The 17,872-nt window shown below is 69.3% G+C and carries 9 protein-coding genes and 2 pseudogenes; 3 read left to right on the top strand and 8 right to left on the bottom strand.

The genetic code is table 11. The features are described 5' to 3' along the window. Positions 1 to 2 precede the first annotated feature (2 nt). The 6 genes from MTQ01_RS06250 to MTQ01_RS06225 all read right to left on the bottom strand — a co-directional run bounded on the left by MTQ01_RS06250 (position 3) and on the right by MTQ01_RS06225 (position 7,839). Positions 3 to 1,034: a BMP family protein gene (locus MTQ01_RS06250; RefSeq protein ID WP_247487246.1), complete on the bottom strand. Its 1,032-nt coding sequence runs from the start codon at positions 1,032 to 1,034 to the stop codon at positions 3 to 5. Between the two features lie 415 nt (positions 1,035 to 1,449). Continuing rightward, complete coding sequence (locus MTQ01_RS06245; protein WP_247487244.1) at positions 1,450 to 2,700, bottom strand: amidohydrolase; 1,251 nt, start codon at positions 2,698 to 2,700, stop codon at positions 1,450 to 1,452. Positions 2,701 to 2,851: 151 nt separating this feature from the next. After that, positions 2,852 to 3,973 (bottom strand): hypothetical protein, encoded by a 1,122-nt coding sequence (locus tag MTQ01_RS06240; protein ID WP_247487242.1) that lies wholly within the window; start codon positions 3,971 to 3,973, stop codon positions 2,852 to 2,854. A 1-nt stretch (position 3,974) separates the two neighbouring features. Then, positions 3,975 to 4,913: an N-acetylneuraminate synthase family protein gene (locus tag MTQ01_RS06235; protein WP_247487240.1), complete on the bottom strand. Its 939-nt coding sequence runs from the start codon at positions 4,911 to 4,913 to the stop codon at positions 3,975 to 3,977. Positions 4,914 to 4,990: 77 nt separating this feature from the next. After that, positions 4,991 to 6,325: an acylneuraminate cytidylyltransferase gene (locus MTQ01_RS06230; RefSeq protein WP_247487784.1), complete on the bottom strand. Its 1,335-nt coding sequence runs from the start codon at positions 6,323 to 6,325 to the stop codon at positions 4,991 to 4,993. Positions 6,326 to 6,474: 149 nt separating this feature from the next. Continuing rightward, entirely contained in the window at positions 6,475 to 7,839 is a 1,365-nt protein-coding gene (locus MTQ01_RS06225; protein WP_374207614.1) for a DUF6716 putative glycosyltransferase, read from the bottom strand. A 710-nt stretch (positions 7,840 to 8,549) separates the two neighbouring features. On the opposite strand from MTQ01_RS06225, the gene MTQ01_RS24905 reads away from it, so the two are divergent. Beyond that, on the top strand, positions 8,550 to 15,341 hold the full coding sequence (locus MTQ01_RS24905; protein WP_282613364.1) for an RHS repeat-associated core domain-containing protein: 6,792 nt from the start codon (positions 8,550 to 8,552) through the stop codon (positions 15,339 to 15,341). Beyond that, complete coding sequence (locus MTQ01_RS06205; RefSeq protein WP_247487236.1) at positions 15,338 to 15,703, top strand: hypothetical protein; 366 nt, start codon at positions 15,338 to 15,340, stop codon at positions 15,701 to 15,703. Before MTQ01_RS24905 ends, MTQ01_RS06205 begins: the two co-directional genes overlap by 4 nt. 684 nt (positions 15,704 to 16,387) lie before the next feature. On the opposite strand, the pseudogene MTQ01_RS06200 reads toward MTQ01_RS06205, so the two are convergent. Continuing rightward, a pseudogene (locus tag MTQ01_RS06200) lies at positions 16,388 to 16,573 on the bottom strand (transposase family protein); the annotation flags it as partial. A gap of 201 nt (positions 16,574 to 16,774) precedes the next feature. Continuing rightward, positions 16,775 to 16,969 (bottom strand): hypothetical protein, encoded by a 195-nt coding sequence (locus tag MTQ01_RS06195; protein WP_247487234.1) that lies wholly within the window; start codon positions 16,967 to 16,969, stop codon positions 16,775 to 16,777. Positions 16,970 to 17,197: 228 nt separating this feature from the next. On the opposite strand from MTQ01_RS06195, the pseudogene MTQ01_RS25255 reads away from it, so the two are divergent. Next, a pseudogene (locus MTQ01_RS25255) lies at positions 17,198 to 17,842 on the top strand (RHS repeat-associated core domain-containing protein); the annotation flags it as partial. Positions 17,843 to 17,872 lie beyond the last annotated feature (30 nt).

Genomic DNA, 17,872 nt, shown 5'->3' with positions numbered 1-17,872 from the left:
GCTCAGCGGCTGGGGCGCTCGCTGACCTTGACCTTGCCGTCGGCGATGTCCTTGGCGACCTTGTCGAGGTCCTTCTGGATGTCCTTCAGGAAGCCGCCGGACTCGGAGAGGGAGACGCCGTCCTCCTTGAGGGTGTAGCGCTGCTCACCGGTGATCGGCTTCTCGTCCTGGACGCTCTTGACCAGGTCGAACACGGCGACGTCCACGTTCTTGACGACCGAGGTCAGGATCGAGTCCTTGTACTTGGCCAGACCGGGCTGCTGGTACTGGTCGGAGTCGACTCCGATGGCCCAGGTGCCCTTCTTGGCGCCGACGGCCTCGATGGAGCCCGCGCCGGACTGGCCGGCGGCGGTGTAGATGACGTCGACGTCGTCGTCGAGCCAGCCCTGGGCCTTCTCCTTGGCCGCGGCCGGGTCGTTGAAGCCCTTGTCGTTGTTCGGGTAGAGGTACTCCGACCGAACCTTGATCTTGGAGTTCGTGTCCTTGACGCCCTGGACGAAGCCGGCCTCGAACTTCTGGATCAGCGCGTTGTCCACGCCGCCGATGAAGCCGACGCTGTCGGTCTTGGTCTTCATGGCCGCGGCGACACCGGCGAGGTAGGAGCCCTCGTGCTCGGAGAAGAGCATGCTGTCGACGTTCTTGCCCTCGGCCACGGAGTCGACCACGCCGAAGGTGGTGTCCGGGAACTTCTTGGCGACCTTGGCGATCGACTTGCCGTAGCTGAAGCCGACACCGATCACGGGGTTGTAGCCCGCGTTCGCCAGCGAGGTGAGGCGCTGCTCGCGGTCGGCCTCGGTCTCGTTGTTCTTGGCGGTCATCATCTTGGCGTCGACGCCGAGTTCTTCCTTCGCCTTGTCCACACCGCGGGCGGCGGACTCGTTGAAGGAGTGGTCGTCTCGGCCGCCGACGTCGAAGGCGAGACCGACGCCCTTGTCGCTGCCACTCTCGGTGGAGCTCTCACCGCACGCCGCGGTGGTCAGGACGAGTGCCGCGGTGGCGGTGACCGCGGCGGCAAGCTTGGTTACCGGACGCAAGGGGAGGTCTCCTTCGACTCTTCAGGGCGCCTCTTACCCGGCGCTGAAACCCGGGCTCAGAGTAACGCGCGTAGATGGCTGGTAAAGGGCGCGGATCGCTCCGTTATCGATTCGGTGTTAACCCTGCGTTTCAACCCGCCTCGCTGGGTGGTCGCACCAGGTCGCGGGTCCGACACCGGCGCCGAACACCGACACCGCGGGCCCGGTCGCCGGCGGCGAGAACCGGGCGGTTGCTCGGGTGGGCGCCGGCTGGCGCACGGGTGAGCGACGGCGGTCCCGGGCCCGGCCCGTGTTCGTCGACGGGCGGGCCGTACGCACCGGCGGGCCGGCTACGCGCGCGGGGCGCGGGCCCGTACGCGCGCCGATCGGCGGAGTGCGTACGGGCCCGCGGAGGTGTGCGCACGGGCCGCTCGGCTCAGTCGCGGCGGGCGTCCAGGAGGGCGGCGGCGGTGAAGAGTTCGACGCCGACCGCGATGGCGTTCTCGTCCACGTCGAAGTCGCCCTGGTGGATGTCGCGGGAGACGCGGTCGCCCGGGCGGCGCACTCCGAGACGGGCCATCGCGCCGGGGACCCGCTCCAGGTACCAGGAGAAGTCCTCGCCGCCCAGGCTCTGTTCGGTGGACTCGACCGCGCCCGCGCCCATCCGTGCCGTCATCGCGTCCCGCAACAGCCCGGTGCTGGAGGGCTCGTTGACGACCGGCGGGACTCCGCGGATGTAGTTGATCTCGGGCTTGGCCTGGTAGAGCGAGGCGATCTCGTCGATCGCGCCGTGCACCAGATCGGGCGCGACCCGCCAGCCCGGCAGGTCCAGGCAGCGGACGGTGCCGGAGAGTTCGGCGCGCTGCGGGATGACGTTGCAGGCGTGGCCCGCGTCGATCCGTCCCCAGGTCAGCGCGAGTCCGGAACGGGTGTCCACCCTGCGGGCGAGCAGTGCGGGCACCTCGGTGGCCACCTTGGCCGCGGCCGTCACCAGGTCGGTGGTCAGATGCGGACGGGCGGTGTGGCCGCCGGCGCCCTCCAGCGCGATCTCCAGCCGGTCGCAGGCGGAGGTGATGGGGCCGGCGCGCAGCCCGATCTTCCCGGCGTCGACCTTGGGGTCGCAGTGCACGGCGATGATCCGGCCGACGCCGTCCAGCGCCCCGGAGTCGATGGCGTCGGTGGCGCCGCCCGGCAGCACCTCCTCGGCGGGCTGGAACAACAGCCTGACGGAGTGCGGGAGTTGGCCGATCCGCGCAAGCTCGGCGAGGACCAGCCCGGCGCCCAGGACGACGGTGGTGTGCACGTCGTGGCCGCAGGAGTGCGCCCGGTCGGGCACCGTCGAGCGGTAGGGCACGGTCTTGGTGTCGGGAATGGGCAGCGCGTCGATGTCCGCGCGCAGCGCGAGCATGGGGCGTACGCCGTCCCACGCGTCGGCGGATCTGGGGTGGATGTCGCAGATCAGACCCGTTCCGCAGTCGAGAGTGCGCGGACGGAGGCCGGCCTGCTCCAGCCGGGCCTTGATGGCGGCGGTGGTACGGAACTCCTGATGGCCCAGCTCCGGGTGCATGTGCAGGTCCCGTCGGAACGCGACGAGTTCGGCCCGCAGCGCCGTCGGCAGGGTGCCGGGCAGCGGCGGCGTCTCGTCGATGGTCCGAGTGCTGGACTGGGACGACAGCAATTGGCTCACCCAAGTCAGGGTATGCCCTATCGGGACGTGATCAAGAAGACCGACAGATTTTCTTTGGTGTCTAGTGCATACGTCCGTGGCCGGTTGGGTATATCCCATGACTTGTTCGAGCGGCGTCTCATATCGCGGACGGTCCCGTCCGCACTGTGTGTCACGGTGCGGCTGCGGCGGGTCCCGATCCGAGGCGCTGCGCGTCCCGCGCGGTCCCGGTGACAGCGGCCAGGAAGCCGCTCGCCCTCGGGGACGCCTTCTCCGTCAGCCAGCTCCGGTCCACCTCGCAGACGGCGACCCGGACCCCGGTGCCGACCAGAGCCAGCGGCAGGGTGTGCACCACCGTAGACGGAAAGCTGAGGATCGTCCGGCCGATGGGTCCGCGCCGGGCGACCAGCTCCAGCGGCAGGTCCGGGCGGACGATCTCCACCCCGGCCTCCACGGCGATCTCGTGCAGCTTGGCCGGGCTCTCCCTGCGGTGCGCGAAGTACCGGGTGGCTCCGTGGGTGCGCGTCAGTGAGACCACCGCTTCCAGATAGCGGGCAGGATCGACGACCCCGGTCTCCACCAGCGAGGTGCCGACCAGGTCGGTCCCCTGGGTCAGACGCGGCGGGCCGAACCTCTCGCGCGTCCAGGCGAAGTCGTTGGCCGTGACCCGCACCCGGTCCGGGGACTCGACGGGCATCGCGCTGAACACCTCCACCTCGCGCCCCTCGCGCGGCGTCAGCCGACGGCGCGCGGAAGCGGAAACCGGCGCGAAGAGCAGCCCGCGCAACCCGCCGGCGCCCTTGCGGTGCCAGCGCACAAAGCGTTCCCCGCGGGCGAGTTGGCCGACGAACTCCATGGTGGCCGTACCGTCGTCCACCACCGTCAGCTCCGCCCGCGCACGGGAGAGGCCGAGCAGCAGCTGCACATAGCGGGAGAACGGATCGCCGATCACCAGCCGACGGGCCCGCCGCAGCGGACCCGCCAGCGAGGCGATCGTCTTGAACGGCGCGAGGAGCCCGTCCCTGGCCTGGGCCCACTCCACCTCGTGGCCCTCGTCGCGGGCGAGCTGCGCCATCCGGCGCAGCTGCCCACGAGTCATCGGGTCGTGCGGTGCCAGCACCACCACCGTCAGCCCGCTGGCCGGCACCTCCAGCGGAGCCAACTCGCCCTCGGAGGAGGGGAGTTCGGGGCGGGGGTTCTCGCGGTGTGCCCACTCCAGCACGTTCAGGAGCTGCACCGGGCTCTCCACGAACGCCAGCGTGTCCCCGTCCTGCGGGGCCGTGGGCGGCGACATCTCAGACCGTCGCGGGCTCACGGTCGGCCTCCGCGGCCTCGGCCACGACGCCCTTGACGCGACGCAGCTTCTTCATCGGACCGATCTCGCTGTCGTAGACCTGCTTGACGCCGTCACCGAGGGACTCCTCGATGGTGCGGATGTCGCGCACCAGGCGCTGGAGGCCGCCGGGCTCCACCGAGGCGGCCTGGTCCGAGCCCCACATGGCGCGGTCCAGGGTGATGTGGCGCTCGACGAAGGTGGCGCCCAGCGCGACGGCGGCCAGCGTGGTCTGGAGACCGGTCTCGTGACCGCTGTAGCCGATCGGCACGTTGGGGAACTCGGCCTGCAGGGTGTGGATCATCCGCAGGTTGAGCTCCTCGGCCTTCGCCGGGTAGGTCGAAGTGGCGTGGCAGAGCAGGATGTTGGCGCTGCCGAGCACCTCGACCGCGTGCCGGATCTGGCTCGGGGTGGACATGCCGGTGGAGAGGATGATCGTGCGGCCGGTGGCGCGCAGCGCACGCAGCAGCTCGTCGTCGGTCAGCGAGGCCGAGGCGACCTTATGGGCCGGCACGTCGAACTTCTCCAGGAAGGCGACCGACTCGACGTCCCACGGGGAGGCGAACCAGTCGATGCCGCGCTTCTTGCAGTACTCGTCGATGGCGCGGTAGCCGTCCTCGTCGAACTCCACGCGGTGGCGGTAGTCGATGTAGGTCATCCGGCCCCAGGGGGTGTCGCGCTCGATCTCCCACTGGTCGCGCGGGGTGCACACCTCGGGGGTGCGCTTCTGGAACTTGACCGCGTCGCAACCCGCGTCGGCGGCGGCGTCGATGAGCGCGAAGGCGTTCTCCAGGTCGCCGTTGTGGTTGATGCCGATCTCACCGGTGACGTAGACCGGCTGGCCCGGGCCCGCGGTCTTCGAGCCCAGTGTGCGGAGACGGTTTCCGGCGGTTTCAGTCATGGCAGGCGTTCCTTCTCTTCTTTCGGGGGTACATCTGTGGGTCTTTGCGGATGGGTTCTGTGGTGTGTGTGCGGCGGTCAGGGGTTGCCGCCGGTGGTTCCGGACCCGGTTGTTCCGGTGGTGGCGGGGCCGGTGGTTGCGGTGGTGGCGGGGCCGGTGGGGACGGTCAGGGAGGGGCCGAGCAGCCAGGCGGCGATCTCCCGGATCGCCCCGAACCCGCCCTCGGCGGTGGTCACCGTGCGGGCCGCGTCGCGTACGACGTCGTGGGCGCCGGCGACCGCGACCGGCCAGCCGACCAGTCCGAAGCAGGGCAGGTCGTTGACGTCGTTGCCGACGTACATGACCCGCTCGGGCGCGACGCCCTCCTCCTCGCACCACTGCTTGAGCGCGAGGTCCTTGCGGTCGATGCCGTGCAGCACGGGCAGTCGGAGCTTGCGCGCCCGCGCGGCCACCACCGGGTTCTGCTCGGTGGAGAGGATCAGCAGCTTCAGACCGGAGCGCCGCAGCGCCGCGATGCCCAGCCCGTCGCCCCGGTGGACGGAGACGAACTCCCGCCCGTCGGAGTCGATCAGGACCCGGTCGTCGGTCTGGGTGCCGTCGAAGTCCAGGACCACCGCGTCCAGGTCGGCGAAGGTCGGGCGCGACGAACCGGGCGCGTCCAGCAGCGGCGCGAGCGCACGGGCCCGGGCGAGGTCGTGCGGATCGTCGACCTCCAGCGTGCGGGCCGGATCGGTGCGCACCAGATCGGTGCGGCCGAAGAAGCGGTGCCCGGCGGCGCGGAAGCCGGCGGCGGACATCGCATACGCCGCGCCCGTCTCCAGCAGGTCCTGCGGCCGGTCCTGGCGGCGCGGGCGGAACGCCTTGTCGTGGTTGACGCCGTACGAGCCCCGCGACGCGGTGGCGGCAGCCGTGGCGTCGGTGGCGGTCGCGGCGGCGGTGTCAGTGGCCGCGGGGTGTGCGTCGGAGTGGCCGTCGCGCCAGACGAAGCCGTGGAAGGGGGCGACGGTCAGCGCGCTGTCGGCGCCGTCCTCCGCGACCGCCCCCGCGACCCCGCCGATGTCCTCGCCGGTCAGGAACGGGCTGGTGCACTGGACGAGCAGCACCACGTCCACCTCGGTCTCGTACCGCGCCTCGTAGACGTCCATCGCGTGCAGCACCGCCGCCTCGCTGGTCGCGGTGTCACCGGCGATCTCGCTCGGCCGCTGCACCACCTCCGCACCGGCGGCGCGGGCGACGTCCGCGATGTACTCGTCGTCCGTGGAGACGACCACCGCGGTCACATGGCGCGCGGCCAGCGACTCCCGCACGGCGCGGGCCACCAGCGGTACGCCGGCGACCGGTGCCAGGTTCTTGGCGGGCACGCCCTTGGAGCCGCCCCTGGCGGGGATGACGGCGAGGACGGTGGGAGGCACGAGGGCTCCTTGCTGCTCGGTGTGCGGGTGCTGGTGCGTGTCCGGGTGCTGGTGCGTGTCCGGTGCGGGGCCGGTGGGGCCGCCGGCCTGTTCGGGAGCGGCCTGTTCGGGCGCGGGCGGTTGGGGCGCGGTGGCGTCGGGCGCGGTGGTCACAGGTCCCCCATCCGTCGGATGGCCGGCGCCACGCGCTGTACGCCGTGCCGGTACGCGCCGCGGGCCGCTCGCCGCAGGGCGCCGCGCACCACCCGGCGCACTCCGGAGGCGCCGGGTGCCTCGACGGCGTTCTCGGTCGGCGCCCCGTCGGGGCCCAGGCCGTGGCGGGCGAGGATGCCGGGCAGATAGCCGGGCGCGGTGGCGGCGGTGTAGTACGGCTCGACGGGCGGCAGCGTGGGACGGCCGAGCAGCGCGGAGATCCGCTTGCGGGCCGGGTCGAAGGCCGCCTCGTACGGGCCGTCGGAGACGACGCCGTTGCGTGCCGTCCAGTGCGGGGAGGCGGTCGGCAGATGACCGGCGTCCAGCGCGTCCCACGAAGTGAGGCAGCCGGAGCCGAGGAAGTGGTGGTTGCCGTGCACCTCGCGCACGCCGAGGTCGGCCAGCACGGCGGTGGGGATGCCGCGGTGCAGGGACTCCAACGCGGCGGTGGAGGAGACCGTGACCAGCAGGTCCGTACGGTCCAGCACCTCGCCCATGTGCCCGTACACCAGGCGGCAGTTGGGCGGCAGCCCGCCGGGGATGCGTTCCGCGAGCCGCTGGTACGGAAGTTCCTCGATGTGCGTGGTCTGCTCGCCGGGCTTGCTGCGCAGCTTGATGAGCACCTCGCGGTCGGGGTGCTTCCGGGCGTGGTCGGCGGCGCGGTTCAGCAGGTACAGCCGGCCCGCGCGGTCCACCGGCACCGAGGGCTGAACGGCGAAGGTGACGGTGAACGGGCGGTCGCCGCTCCTCTCGTACGGGGCGCCGCCGAGAAACGGCAGGGCGCTTTCCACCACGGATTCCGTCGAACGCCCGACGCCCGCGTAAACATCACGGAAACGCTCCGCGTCGACCCGTGAATTCGCCAGCACGACATCGGCGCCATTCCGCAGCAGCAGACCGTCGGCGAGTTTCTCGTAAACCACGCCGACATAACCGGTGACCAGCACCGGGCGCTTCGCCGTCGTACCGTTCTCGCGCAGCTCCGCCGAACCCCAGCGGTGGGCGAGCCCGTGCAGCATCGCCTGTACCGTGCCACCGACGCAGGAGAGCACCAGCAGGTCGTAGTCCCCGGCGCGGGCGAGGAACTCCGGCACCGTCACCTCGTCCAACGCCGCCGCCGACACCCCGACCTCGCGCAGCTGCCGGGGCGTGGGAGTGGCCCGCCCACGCAGCAGCAGCCCGTCCACGTCCCGCGCCGGATCGGCGTCGGGCAGCAGGCGCTGGGCGGTCAGACCGCCCCATTTCCAGCGGGTGTCGGAATCGGCGAGCACGGCGATTCGCGGGGCGCGTTCGCCGTTCTCGGTTTCGGTAGCTGTGGGCACGTCTCCGACGCTAGAAAGGGAATCCGCTCTTCGGCCCAACGCCGTGGCAACGGCGGGTTAACAACGCGCCGACGAACAACCAACCGAGCCGGGGAGAAAACGCGTTAACCCGATTTCCCGTCGCTGTTCACCTGGAATACAAGTGACGTTGCGCCGCAGTGGGGCGAGCCCTGTGGTGACCGGCCGGTACGCGCCGCGAAGACCCTCCGCGGGCGGCTTGGCGCACGCGGTCGAGGGCCCGTGCACACCCGCGCGCGGGTCGTACGGTGACGGACCGGTGGGCGGAAGATGTCGCTGAGGGGGCGCGCGCCGCGCCGGTGAGACGTGAGGCGCGGCGGTCCGGGGCGTACGGCGTGACGCGGCGCGGGGCTGCGTCCCGGCGGTGAGGGCGTCCGACACGGCGGGGCGCGTGGGCGCGTCGAGGGCGTACGGCACGGCGGGGCCCGTCGAGGGCGTGCGCCACCGGTCGCGGCCGCCTCCACGAGAGCGCCGCACCGTACGGCTGCAACCGCGGCGACCCTCCCCCGCGTCGTCCCTCCGAAGGCGAACCGACCGAAACACCCCGCGTACACGGCCGATTGCGCAGCCCGACACCGGCAACGAAGAGCAACTGCCGGGCGGCGCCCACCTCTTGTGGCCGGCCAGGGGGGCGTGGCTAGGCTCGGTTCGAGCTGCCGTGCCGTTGCAATGGGGGGAAACCGGCCGTGGGGATGATGCTGCCTGCCGAGGTCGAAAAGGGCCTGGGGATGCTGGGGTTCAACTGGCCGGAGGCCGATGAGTCCAAGCTGATGGAGTCGGCGCAGGCGTGGATCCAGTTCGCGATGGATCTCGAGGCGTTGCAGGTGGCGGGGAGCAAGGCGGCGGGGAACGTCACCTCGGAGAACTTCGGTACCTCGATCGAGGGTTTCAACGAGTCGTGGCGGGAGTTTTCGGGGACGGGCAGCGGTTATCTGGATGATGCCCGTACGGCGGCGACGGTGTTGGCGACGACGTTGCAGGTCGCGGCCGGGATCGTGATCGGGTTGAAGATCGCGGTGATCATTCAGGTCATCGTGTTCCTGGTGCAGTTGGCCGCTGCGGCAGCTGCGGCGGCGCCGACGTTCGGGCTGTCGGCGCTGGCCAGTGGTGGTTTCTACGCGGCGGCGCGCACGATTTTGACGCAAGTCCTGAAGTGGGCGGCGAAAGCGCTGCTGGACACGATCGTCGACGCGCTCAAACAGACAGCGATGAAGGCGATCCAGGCCATGGTCCAGGACCTGGCCCGGCAGTTCACCAACCAGCACTTCGGCGCCCAGGACGGCATCGACTTCGGCAGCGCCGCCGACAAGGGCGTGGAGGCCGGCAAGGAAGAAGCCAAGAGCCAGTACGAGAACGCCGGCTCCAACTACCTCGACAACCTCGGCTCCCAGGCCGGAGGCGCGGCCCGCAAGGGCGTCGAGAACAGCGGCAACAGCGACTCCGCCGGCGACGGCACCACCTCCGGCACGGACGGCGCCGACGGGACCACCACCTCCGGCGACGGCTCCGACGGTTCGAGCTCCACGGGCGGCGACGGCAGCACCGGATCGGACGGTTCGACGTCCACCGGCGGAGACGGGAGCACCAGTCCGTCGGGCAGCGGTACGCCCTCGGGGTCCGGCACACCCAGTGGTTCGGGTGCACCCAGCGGTTCGGGTACGCCCTCGGGGTCCGGTGCGCCCGCAGGGTCCGGTGCGCCCAGCTCCGGTACCGGCGACGGCAGTTCCAGTTCCACGTCTCCCGGCGGCGACGGCTCGGACGGCTCCGGCACACCCAGCGGCTCGGACGGCACACGCTCGGACGGCGGCGACGGCTCGGACGGCGGCAGCCACTACCCGCGCCCCACCGACACCAGCGACCAGTCCTACTCCGACAACCCCTTCGACGCTCCACGAGGCCAGGACTCCGACAACAGCACCACACCACCGCCGAGTTCGGACTCCACCCCCGACGGCGACTCGTCGACCCCCGCACGCGACGGCGACACCTCCACCCCGGACAGCCCACCCGCGCCGGACTCGACACCCGCGCCCGACGCCCCGTCCCCGGACACACCCGCGCCCGACGCACCCACGCCGTCTCCCGACGCGCCAAGGCCCACACCGGACACACCCGCGCCGGACAGCCCGGCCCAGGACGGCGACTCCCGCCCCGCGCCCGACACCACCCCCACACCCGACGCACCCCGTCCCGCACCGGACGCGGACGCGCCCCACCCATCGCCCACACCCGACGCCGACGCACCTCGCCCCACACCCGACGTCGACGCGCCCCGCCCATCGCCCACCCCGGACGCCGACGCGCCCCGTCCCACGCCCACATCCGACGTCGACTCGCCACGCCCGTCGCCCACGCCCGACGCCGACACGCCCCGCCCCACCCCGACGCCCGACGGGCCACGACCCGACACCTCCAGCACCCCCAACTCCCCTTCCTCCACACAGGATTCGGGACCCGCCACACCCCCGAGCCGGCCCGGCTCCGACACCGGCGACTCCGCCCCCGCCCCCTCCTCCACACCCCAGTCCACGAGCCCCGGCCCCGCCCCCAGCAGCGCCGACTCCCCCGCCCAGTCGCCCAGTCCCAGTTCTCCGACCGGTCACACCGGCGACGGCAACAGCGACAGCCAGCCCGGCGGGGCCCGCCCCACCGGCCCTTCCGCCGCTCCCCCGCCGAGCAGCACCACCGCACCACCGCCCACCGCCCAGCCCCAACAGCACGCGCCCGCACCGCAATCCCCCGCACCCGACGCCAACCAGCAGTCCGTCGACCTCCAGGGCTCCCAGGCCCCCGACGGCACCGCAGCACCCACCCAGCAGCCGCAGGGACAGCAGCCGCCGGCCGGTCAACAGCCGCCCCCTCAGCAGTCCCCCCAGCCCAGCGGGCCGCCGCCCACCGCGCCCCCGACCGCGCCGCCGCCCGGCGCCGTACCCCCGCCCACCACCGCGCCCCCGGCGTCCGCACCCCCGCAGACCACCACCCCGCCCGCGGCGAGCCAGCCTCCCGCCGGTCAGCAACAACCAACCCAGCAGCCCGCCCAGAACCAGCCCACCCAACCCACACGTCCCACCACTCCCCCGCCCACCACCGTGCCCCCGGCGAGCGCCCCGCCCGCCACCACGACCCCCGGCCCGGCCCCCGCCAACAGCAACACTCCACCTCCCACGGACAGCTCCACTCCGCCCAACAGCAACAACCCGGGCGCCGACAGCAACACCCCACTCAACAAGCCGAGTTCAGACGACACGACCACCACGCCCCCTTCCGACGCGCCCCACCCCAACACGGACACCACCCCAGGCCGCGACTCAACTCCAGACGCACACACGGCTCCTGATCGCGACTCAACTCCCGCTCAGGACAGGCCCACCACCGACGACTCCTCACGCCCCCACGACGACACCACCGCCAAACCCGACAGCGACGACACCAACAAGCCCCGCCCCGACGACTCCCACCCACGACCGGACGACACCACCAAACCCGACGGCGACGGTCCCGACCGCCCCCAGGACGACACCACCAGGCCCGACGGCGACGACACCAAGCCCCGCCCCGATCAGGACGCCGACGCCCCGGCCCCCGACCGGCCCCACGACGACTCCGACACCGACAAGCCCCAGAACAACGACAACAACGACACCCGGCCCGACACCGAAAGGCCGACCGACCCGACCGACGGGACTGACCGGACCGACCCGACCGACCGGACGAAGCCCGACACCGACGACACCCGCCCCACCGACCGGGACGACCACCAGGACCCCGACACCCGCCCCGAACAGGACGACACCGCCCCGGACAACGACGATCCGAAGCCCGACCACGACGACACCACACCCCCGGACAACGACGATCCGGACAACACCTCCGACCGCGACGCGGACCCCGACGGCGATCCCGACACCACCGACGGCGACCCAGACGGCGACACCGCTCCCGACGACGGAACCGCCCCACCTCCCGTCAACCCCGAACCTCTCGCGGATGCGACGGCCGATCCGCAGGAGGCCTCGCAGCACGAGCGGGCCACCGAGTGCCCGACGGACCCGGTCAACGCCGCCACCGGCCAGATGCTCATGGAGGAGACCGACCTCTCCCTCCCTGGCGTCCTCCCGCTGGTCATCCGTCGCAAGCACAAGACCGGTTACCGCTACGGCCAGTTCTACGGCCCGAGTTGGTCCTCCACCTTCGACGAACGCCTCGAACTCGACGCCCACGGCGGCGCCCAGTGGTCCCGCCACGACTCAGCCGTCTTCTGCTACCCCACCCTCCCCACCACCCCCGACGACAACGTCAACCCCCTCGAAGGCGACCTCTCCCACCTCGCCCTCACCACCGCGGAAGACGGCACACCCACCTACCGCATCACCGACCCCCGCACCGGCATCACCCGCCACTTCCCCCTCAACAACCACAACCCCCACCGCCTCTGGCTCACCCACCTCTCCGACCGCAACCACAACACGATCACCTTCCACCGCACCCCCGACGGTTCACCCACCGCCGTCACCCACACCGGCGGCTACCACGTCGACGTCGCCACCACCGCAGGCCGCATCTCCGCCCTCGCCGTACGCGACACCACCACCGGCGACGTCACCCCGGTCAAGTCGTACGCCTACGACACCACCGGCAACCTCACCCACATCACCAACTCCAGCGGCCTCCCCCTCGTCTACACCTACGACGACCAGAACCGCATCACCTCCTGGACCGACCGCAACAACGACACCTACCGCTACCTGTACGACCACGAGGGCCGCGTCTTCGAAACCGTCGGCCCCGACGGCGCCATGTCCAGCCGCTTCGAGTACGACATGGCCACCGGCGTCACCCTCTACACCGACGCCTGCGGCGCCACCACCACCTACCAGCACAACGAACTCCACCAGGTCATCGCGGAAACCGACCCACTCGGCAACACCACCCACTCCACCTGGACCCGCGACGACCGCCTCCTCACCCGCACCAACCCCCTCGGCCACACCACCCGTCTCGAGTGGGACGACCACCGCAACCTCACCGCCGTCCACCACCCCGACGGCTCGACTTCCCGCACCACGTACAACGATCTCCACCTCCCCACCGCCTCCACCACACCCGACGGCACCACGACCCACCTCGCGTACGACGACTGCGGCAACCTCACCACCGTCACCGGCCCTGACGGTGCTGTCACGGCCCTGACCTACGACCCCACCGGCGCCGTCACCACCGTCACCGACCCCGCCGGCGCGGTACAGCACTCCCGCAACAACCCCACCGGTCTCCCCACCCAACTCACCGACCCACTCGGCGCCTCCACACACCTCACGCGCGACGCATTCGGCCGCCCTCTCACCGCCACCGACCCCCTCGGCCACACCACCCACCTCAGCTGGACCCTCGAAGGCAAACTCGCCGCCCGCACCGCCCCCGACGGCACCACCGAGTCCTGGACCTACGACGGCGAAGGCAACCGCCTCACCCACACCGACCCAAACGGCGGCATCACCACCTTCGAATACACCCGCTTCGACCAGCTCGCCGCCCGCACCGAACCCGACGGCGCGCGCTACGACTTCACCTACGACCCCGAACTCCGCCTCACCGGCGTCCGCAACCCCCAAGGCCTGACCTGGGACTACCGCTACGACCCCGCCGGACGTCTCATCGCCGAGTCCGACTTCGACAACCGCACCAACACCTACGCCCACAACCCCCTGGGCCAACTCACCACCCGCACCACGCCACTCGGCGACCAGATCACCTTCACCTACGACACCCTCGGCCGTCCCACCGCCAAGAACGCCGCAGGCGAAACCACCGCCTACACCTACGACACCGCAGGCCACCTCACGCAGGCCACCTCACCCCACTCCACCCTCACGCGCGACTACGACACCCTCGGCCGCGTCCTCACCGAAACCGTCGACAACCGCACCACCCACTTCACCTACGACATCCTCGGCCGCCGCCTCTCCCGCACCACCCCCACCGGCGCTACCACCACCTACACCCACGACGCCGCCGGCAACCGCACCACCCTCACCACCGACGGCCACCAACTCACTTTCACCCACGACGAGTTGGGCCGAGAAACCACCCGCACCCTCGGCGCTACATCTGCCGGCACCGATCCCGTCACTCTCACCCACACCTGGGACCCCCTCGGCCGACTCACCGAACAATCCCTCAACGCAGGACAGTCACCTCTCCGCCACCGCGCCCACACCTATCGCGCCGACGGCTACCTCACCACCACCACCAACCATCTCACCGGCGAAACCACGACCTACGAACTCGACGCCATCGGCCGCCCGTTGACGGTCACCGCCGACAACTGGTCGGAGGCGTACGCCTACGACACCGCAGGCAACCAGACCCACGCAGACTGGCCCGACCGCACCCCCAACCGCGCCGCCCGCGGCAACCGCACCTACGTCGGCACCCGCATCCAATCCGCCGGACGCATCCGCTACACCCACGACGCCGCCGGCCGCACCACCGTCCGCCGCAAAACCCGCCTCTCCCACGCACCCCACATCTGGCGCTACACCTACAACGCCGAAGACCAACTCACCACCTGCACCACCCCCGACGGCACCCTGTGGACCTACACCTACGACCCCCTCGGTCGCCGCACCGCCAAACACCAATGGTCCCAAGACCGTTCAGCCGCCGTCGCCACCACCCACTTCACCTGGGACGGCACCCGCCTCGCCGAACAGACCGACACCACCACCGGCATCACCCTCACCTGGGACCACCAAGGCCACCGCCCCCTCACACAACTCGAACGCAAACCCCGCACCCAAGGCGAGTACGACTCCCGCTTCTTCGCCATCATCACCGACCTCGTCGGCACCCCCACCGAACTCGTCGACGAAACCGGCCACATCGCCGCCTACGCACGCACCACCCTCTGGGGCACCACCACCTGGAACCGCGACGCAACCGCCCACACACCCCTCCGCTTCCCCGGCCAATACGCCGACCCCGAAACTGGACTCCACTACAACCACCACCGCCACTACGACCCCGACACCGCCCGCTACACCACCCCCGACCCCCTCGGCCTCACCCCCGCCCCCAACCCACTCACCTACCCCCACAACCCCCACACCCACACCGACCCACTCGGCCTCGCACCCTGCGATGTAGATGCGCTAATCGACCGCATTGACGAGAATACCTATTTCCACTACACGGACGAAGCGGGCTACAACGCGATAACGGAAGGAGATCGAGCACGTTTTGCCGCCAACAACCAGGGGAAACTATTCTTCACTCAAGATATACTCAGCCCAGCCGAGGTTGAAATGTCGATCTTCCTGAGTAACCCACACTACCAAGGGAAGGGCGACTACTTGATAGCAGTTCAAATTCCCGAAGGTGCTAGCCTGAGACCAGGAGAACAACCGAACGAGTTCATCCATGCTGGAGGCCTGAAGGTTCCAGCATCAGGTATTCTATTCCACGGAAGAAATCCATTCAAATGACTTCCCCCAATTTCACCGCACTTGAGGCAGAGGCCCTACTAAGAGCGGCCGTCATATTCAAATTCGACGGAGGAGAATCAGCAGAAGTATTCTCCGGAAGCCCACACTTCGCTAACTCCCTGACAATCCTGCTGGAAAGTATTACTTCTCACTACGCGGTAGAGGGAAAATCCAGCAAGTCGAAGGCCTGGCGAGAAACATACCGACTTTCAGGGAACAGCGAAAGATTGGAATGGGTAGCTCACCAGGCCCCTACACACCCGAAGTGGGAATCGCTGACCGACGACGAGAAGCGATCATGGATAGACACCCTAGCCGCACCCTACTGGCTCGAGGACGAGGACTACGCGAGGATCTGTTGACAACTTCTCACTCAAACCGCTGCACGCAGATGGGCATCACTGAGAGAGACTTTCAGATCCATGGACCAGACCGTGAAACGTACGAGGAGTCTGAGCACGCACTACTAGGAATAATTGAAGGAGCGGAAATAAGCATTAATGGAGGACCATGGTTTCGACCAAGTAGCGGCAGGTAAACTTGAATGCAAGCAATGGCCACGGACTCGCACTGCGGGCGAGGTGCGGAGCACACATGAACCGGCAGTACCTGGCCCAGCTACTTTCAGAGGGTGACGAAGCGTGGACCTTCTCCCGCGAGGCCCTGCTCGCGGGAGCTCACTACGAAGTCTGGCCTGGAAATACACCCACGCAGCGGCTAATTTCCATCTATCAGCGGAGGGAACGCAGAAACCGAATCTCCAGTCAACCCTCCATCAGGTTTCACGGAGCCGTTGACGCACTCCGTCAGTACGAATACTCCGAGCTTGCCCTGGGATTCATCGACGATCGTGGACGCGGTGGTTCCTATTTCCAACTCTTCATGAGCCCTGAACGCACATCGATTATTGCAGTACTGGGGATAAAGGTAAGTGGGAATGCAGAGATGACTTGAAGGGCTGGTCGCGGGCAACATGATCTTGGAGCTTTTCTCATGTGGTGGGCCTGCGAGTCCGAGGCAGGCGAGGAAGTGATCTTTCCCCAACCTCAGTTTGAGCTGGTCAAGTGCAGGGTGAGGACTGTCTGGACGAGGCTGGTGATGCGTGTGGTGGAGCATCGGAGCTTGCGCAGAAGTCGCCAGGTCTACAGGGTGGCCATGACCTGCTCGACGAGAGCGCGGATTCTCGCGTGCGAGCGGTTGACGGCCTGTTGACCTGCGGACAACGTTTCCCATAATGCGGTCTCCTGCTACCTCTCTGTCTCTGCTCCCTCGTCCGCGAGGTCGCGGGCGGTTTCCCAGGCCGTGTGCAGGGAACGTCCTCGGGCATGGGCTTGAGGTGGAGCGGCAGGTGGGGCACTCCTTCGTGTGGTGCAGCCAGGCGGTGAGGTGGGTGAGGGCGAAGTTGAGGCGGGTGCGTTGGGCGGGAGTGAGGGTCACAACTCCTCCTGCGAGGTGGGGAGTTGGGGGTCGTGGGGTGTGCAGGTGGGGCAGGCGTGGAGGGTGCGGCCGGGGCCGGTGGCGGTGTGGATGTCGGCGAGTTCGACGGCGTTGGGGTCGCCGCAGCGGTCGCGGTGGGTGCAGAAGGGGGTAGGTGGGTACGAAGTCGCGTTGCTGCGTGGAGTGGTCAATCGAGTGGCCCTCCATACGTGCTCGGTGAGAGTGGCCAAGGTGCCCAGGAGTAAGCCTGCGGTGACGAAGCTGATACCGGCGAGTGCATAGGGCATCAGGCGGTCGCGGCCAGGCACAGGCCGCGAATCGGTATCGGGCCCGGGAGTCGAAGTCGTCGAGGGCCAACTCCAGTTCGCTCTGTCGTGTGACTGCTTGGCGTGATCGACGGGCAAGCGAGGGTGCAGGCGTCGCCGCCGAGCCTCGTCGACGAAACGGGCCATATCGCCTGGCACACCCGCACCACCCTCTGGGGCACCACCACCTGGAACCGCGACGCCACCGCCCACACCCCACTCCGCTTCCCCGGCCAATACGCCGACCCCGAAACCGGACTCCACTACAACCACCACCGCCACTACGACCCCGACACCGCCCGCTACACCACCCCCGACCCCCTCGGACTCACACCCGCCCCCAACCCACTCACCTACCCCCACAACCCCCACACCCACACCGACCCCCTCGGACTCGCACCCTGCCGGGGCACGTTGTATCGCAGTGACACTCGTGACCACGAGGAGATCTTTAGGATCGGGTTCGAGCCGCGTGGGGAAAACATGGATCTACCGGAACACGCCTCCGGGTGGTCGACTGACTCCGGGTACGTGGCAACAACCAAGTACGAAGATATCGCCATAGGTCGCCGCGGTAACGTTTATCATGTCGATGGCGTCGATGGAATCGATGTGAACGAATCCTGGCCACAGAACCCATTCTCCGCCGAAGAGGAAATTGCAATTCCTGGCACTATCCACCCAAGCCGGATAATTGGCGTAAGACTGCGCGACGGCACATGGATAGATAACCCCAACTACAAACCCTTGGATGAATAGTGGAGAAAGCTCGACTGACCGCCACGGATC

The sequence above is a fragment of the Streptomyces sp. XM4193 genome, from assembly GCF_023072595.1.
In the GTDB taxonomy this organism is placed as follows: domain Bacteria; phylum Actinomycetota; class Actinomycetes; order Streptomycetales; family Streptomycetaceae; genus Streptomyces.
Note: the sequence above shows the minus strand (reverse complement) of the source record. Positions and strands in the feature narration are given on the sequence as shown.

What these genes read in the sequence shown, in the direction of transcription:
- MTQ01_RS24905 (WP_282613364.1), top strand. Translation starts at nt 8,550, where the DNA reads ATGATGCTGCCTGCCGAGGTCGAAAAGGGCCTGGGGATGCTGGGGTTC.
- MTQ01_RS06205 (WP_247487236.1), top strand. Translation starts at nt 15,338, where the DNA reads ATGACTTCCCCCAATTTCACCGCACTTGAGGCAGAGGCCCTACTAAGA.
- MTQ01_RS06240 (WP_247487242.1), bottom strand. Translation starts at nt 3,973, where the DNA reads ATGTCGCCGCCCACGGCCCCGCAGGACGGGGACACGCTGGCGTTCGTG.
- MTQ01_RS06235 (WP_247487240.1), bottom strand. Translation starts at nt 4,913, where the DNA reads ATGACTGAAACCGCCGGAAACCGTCTCCGCACACTGGGCTCGAAGACC.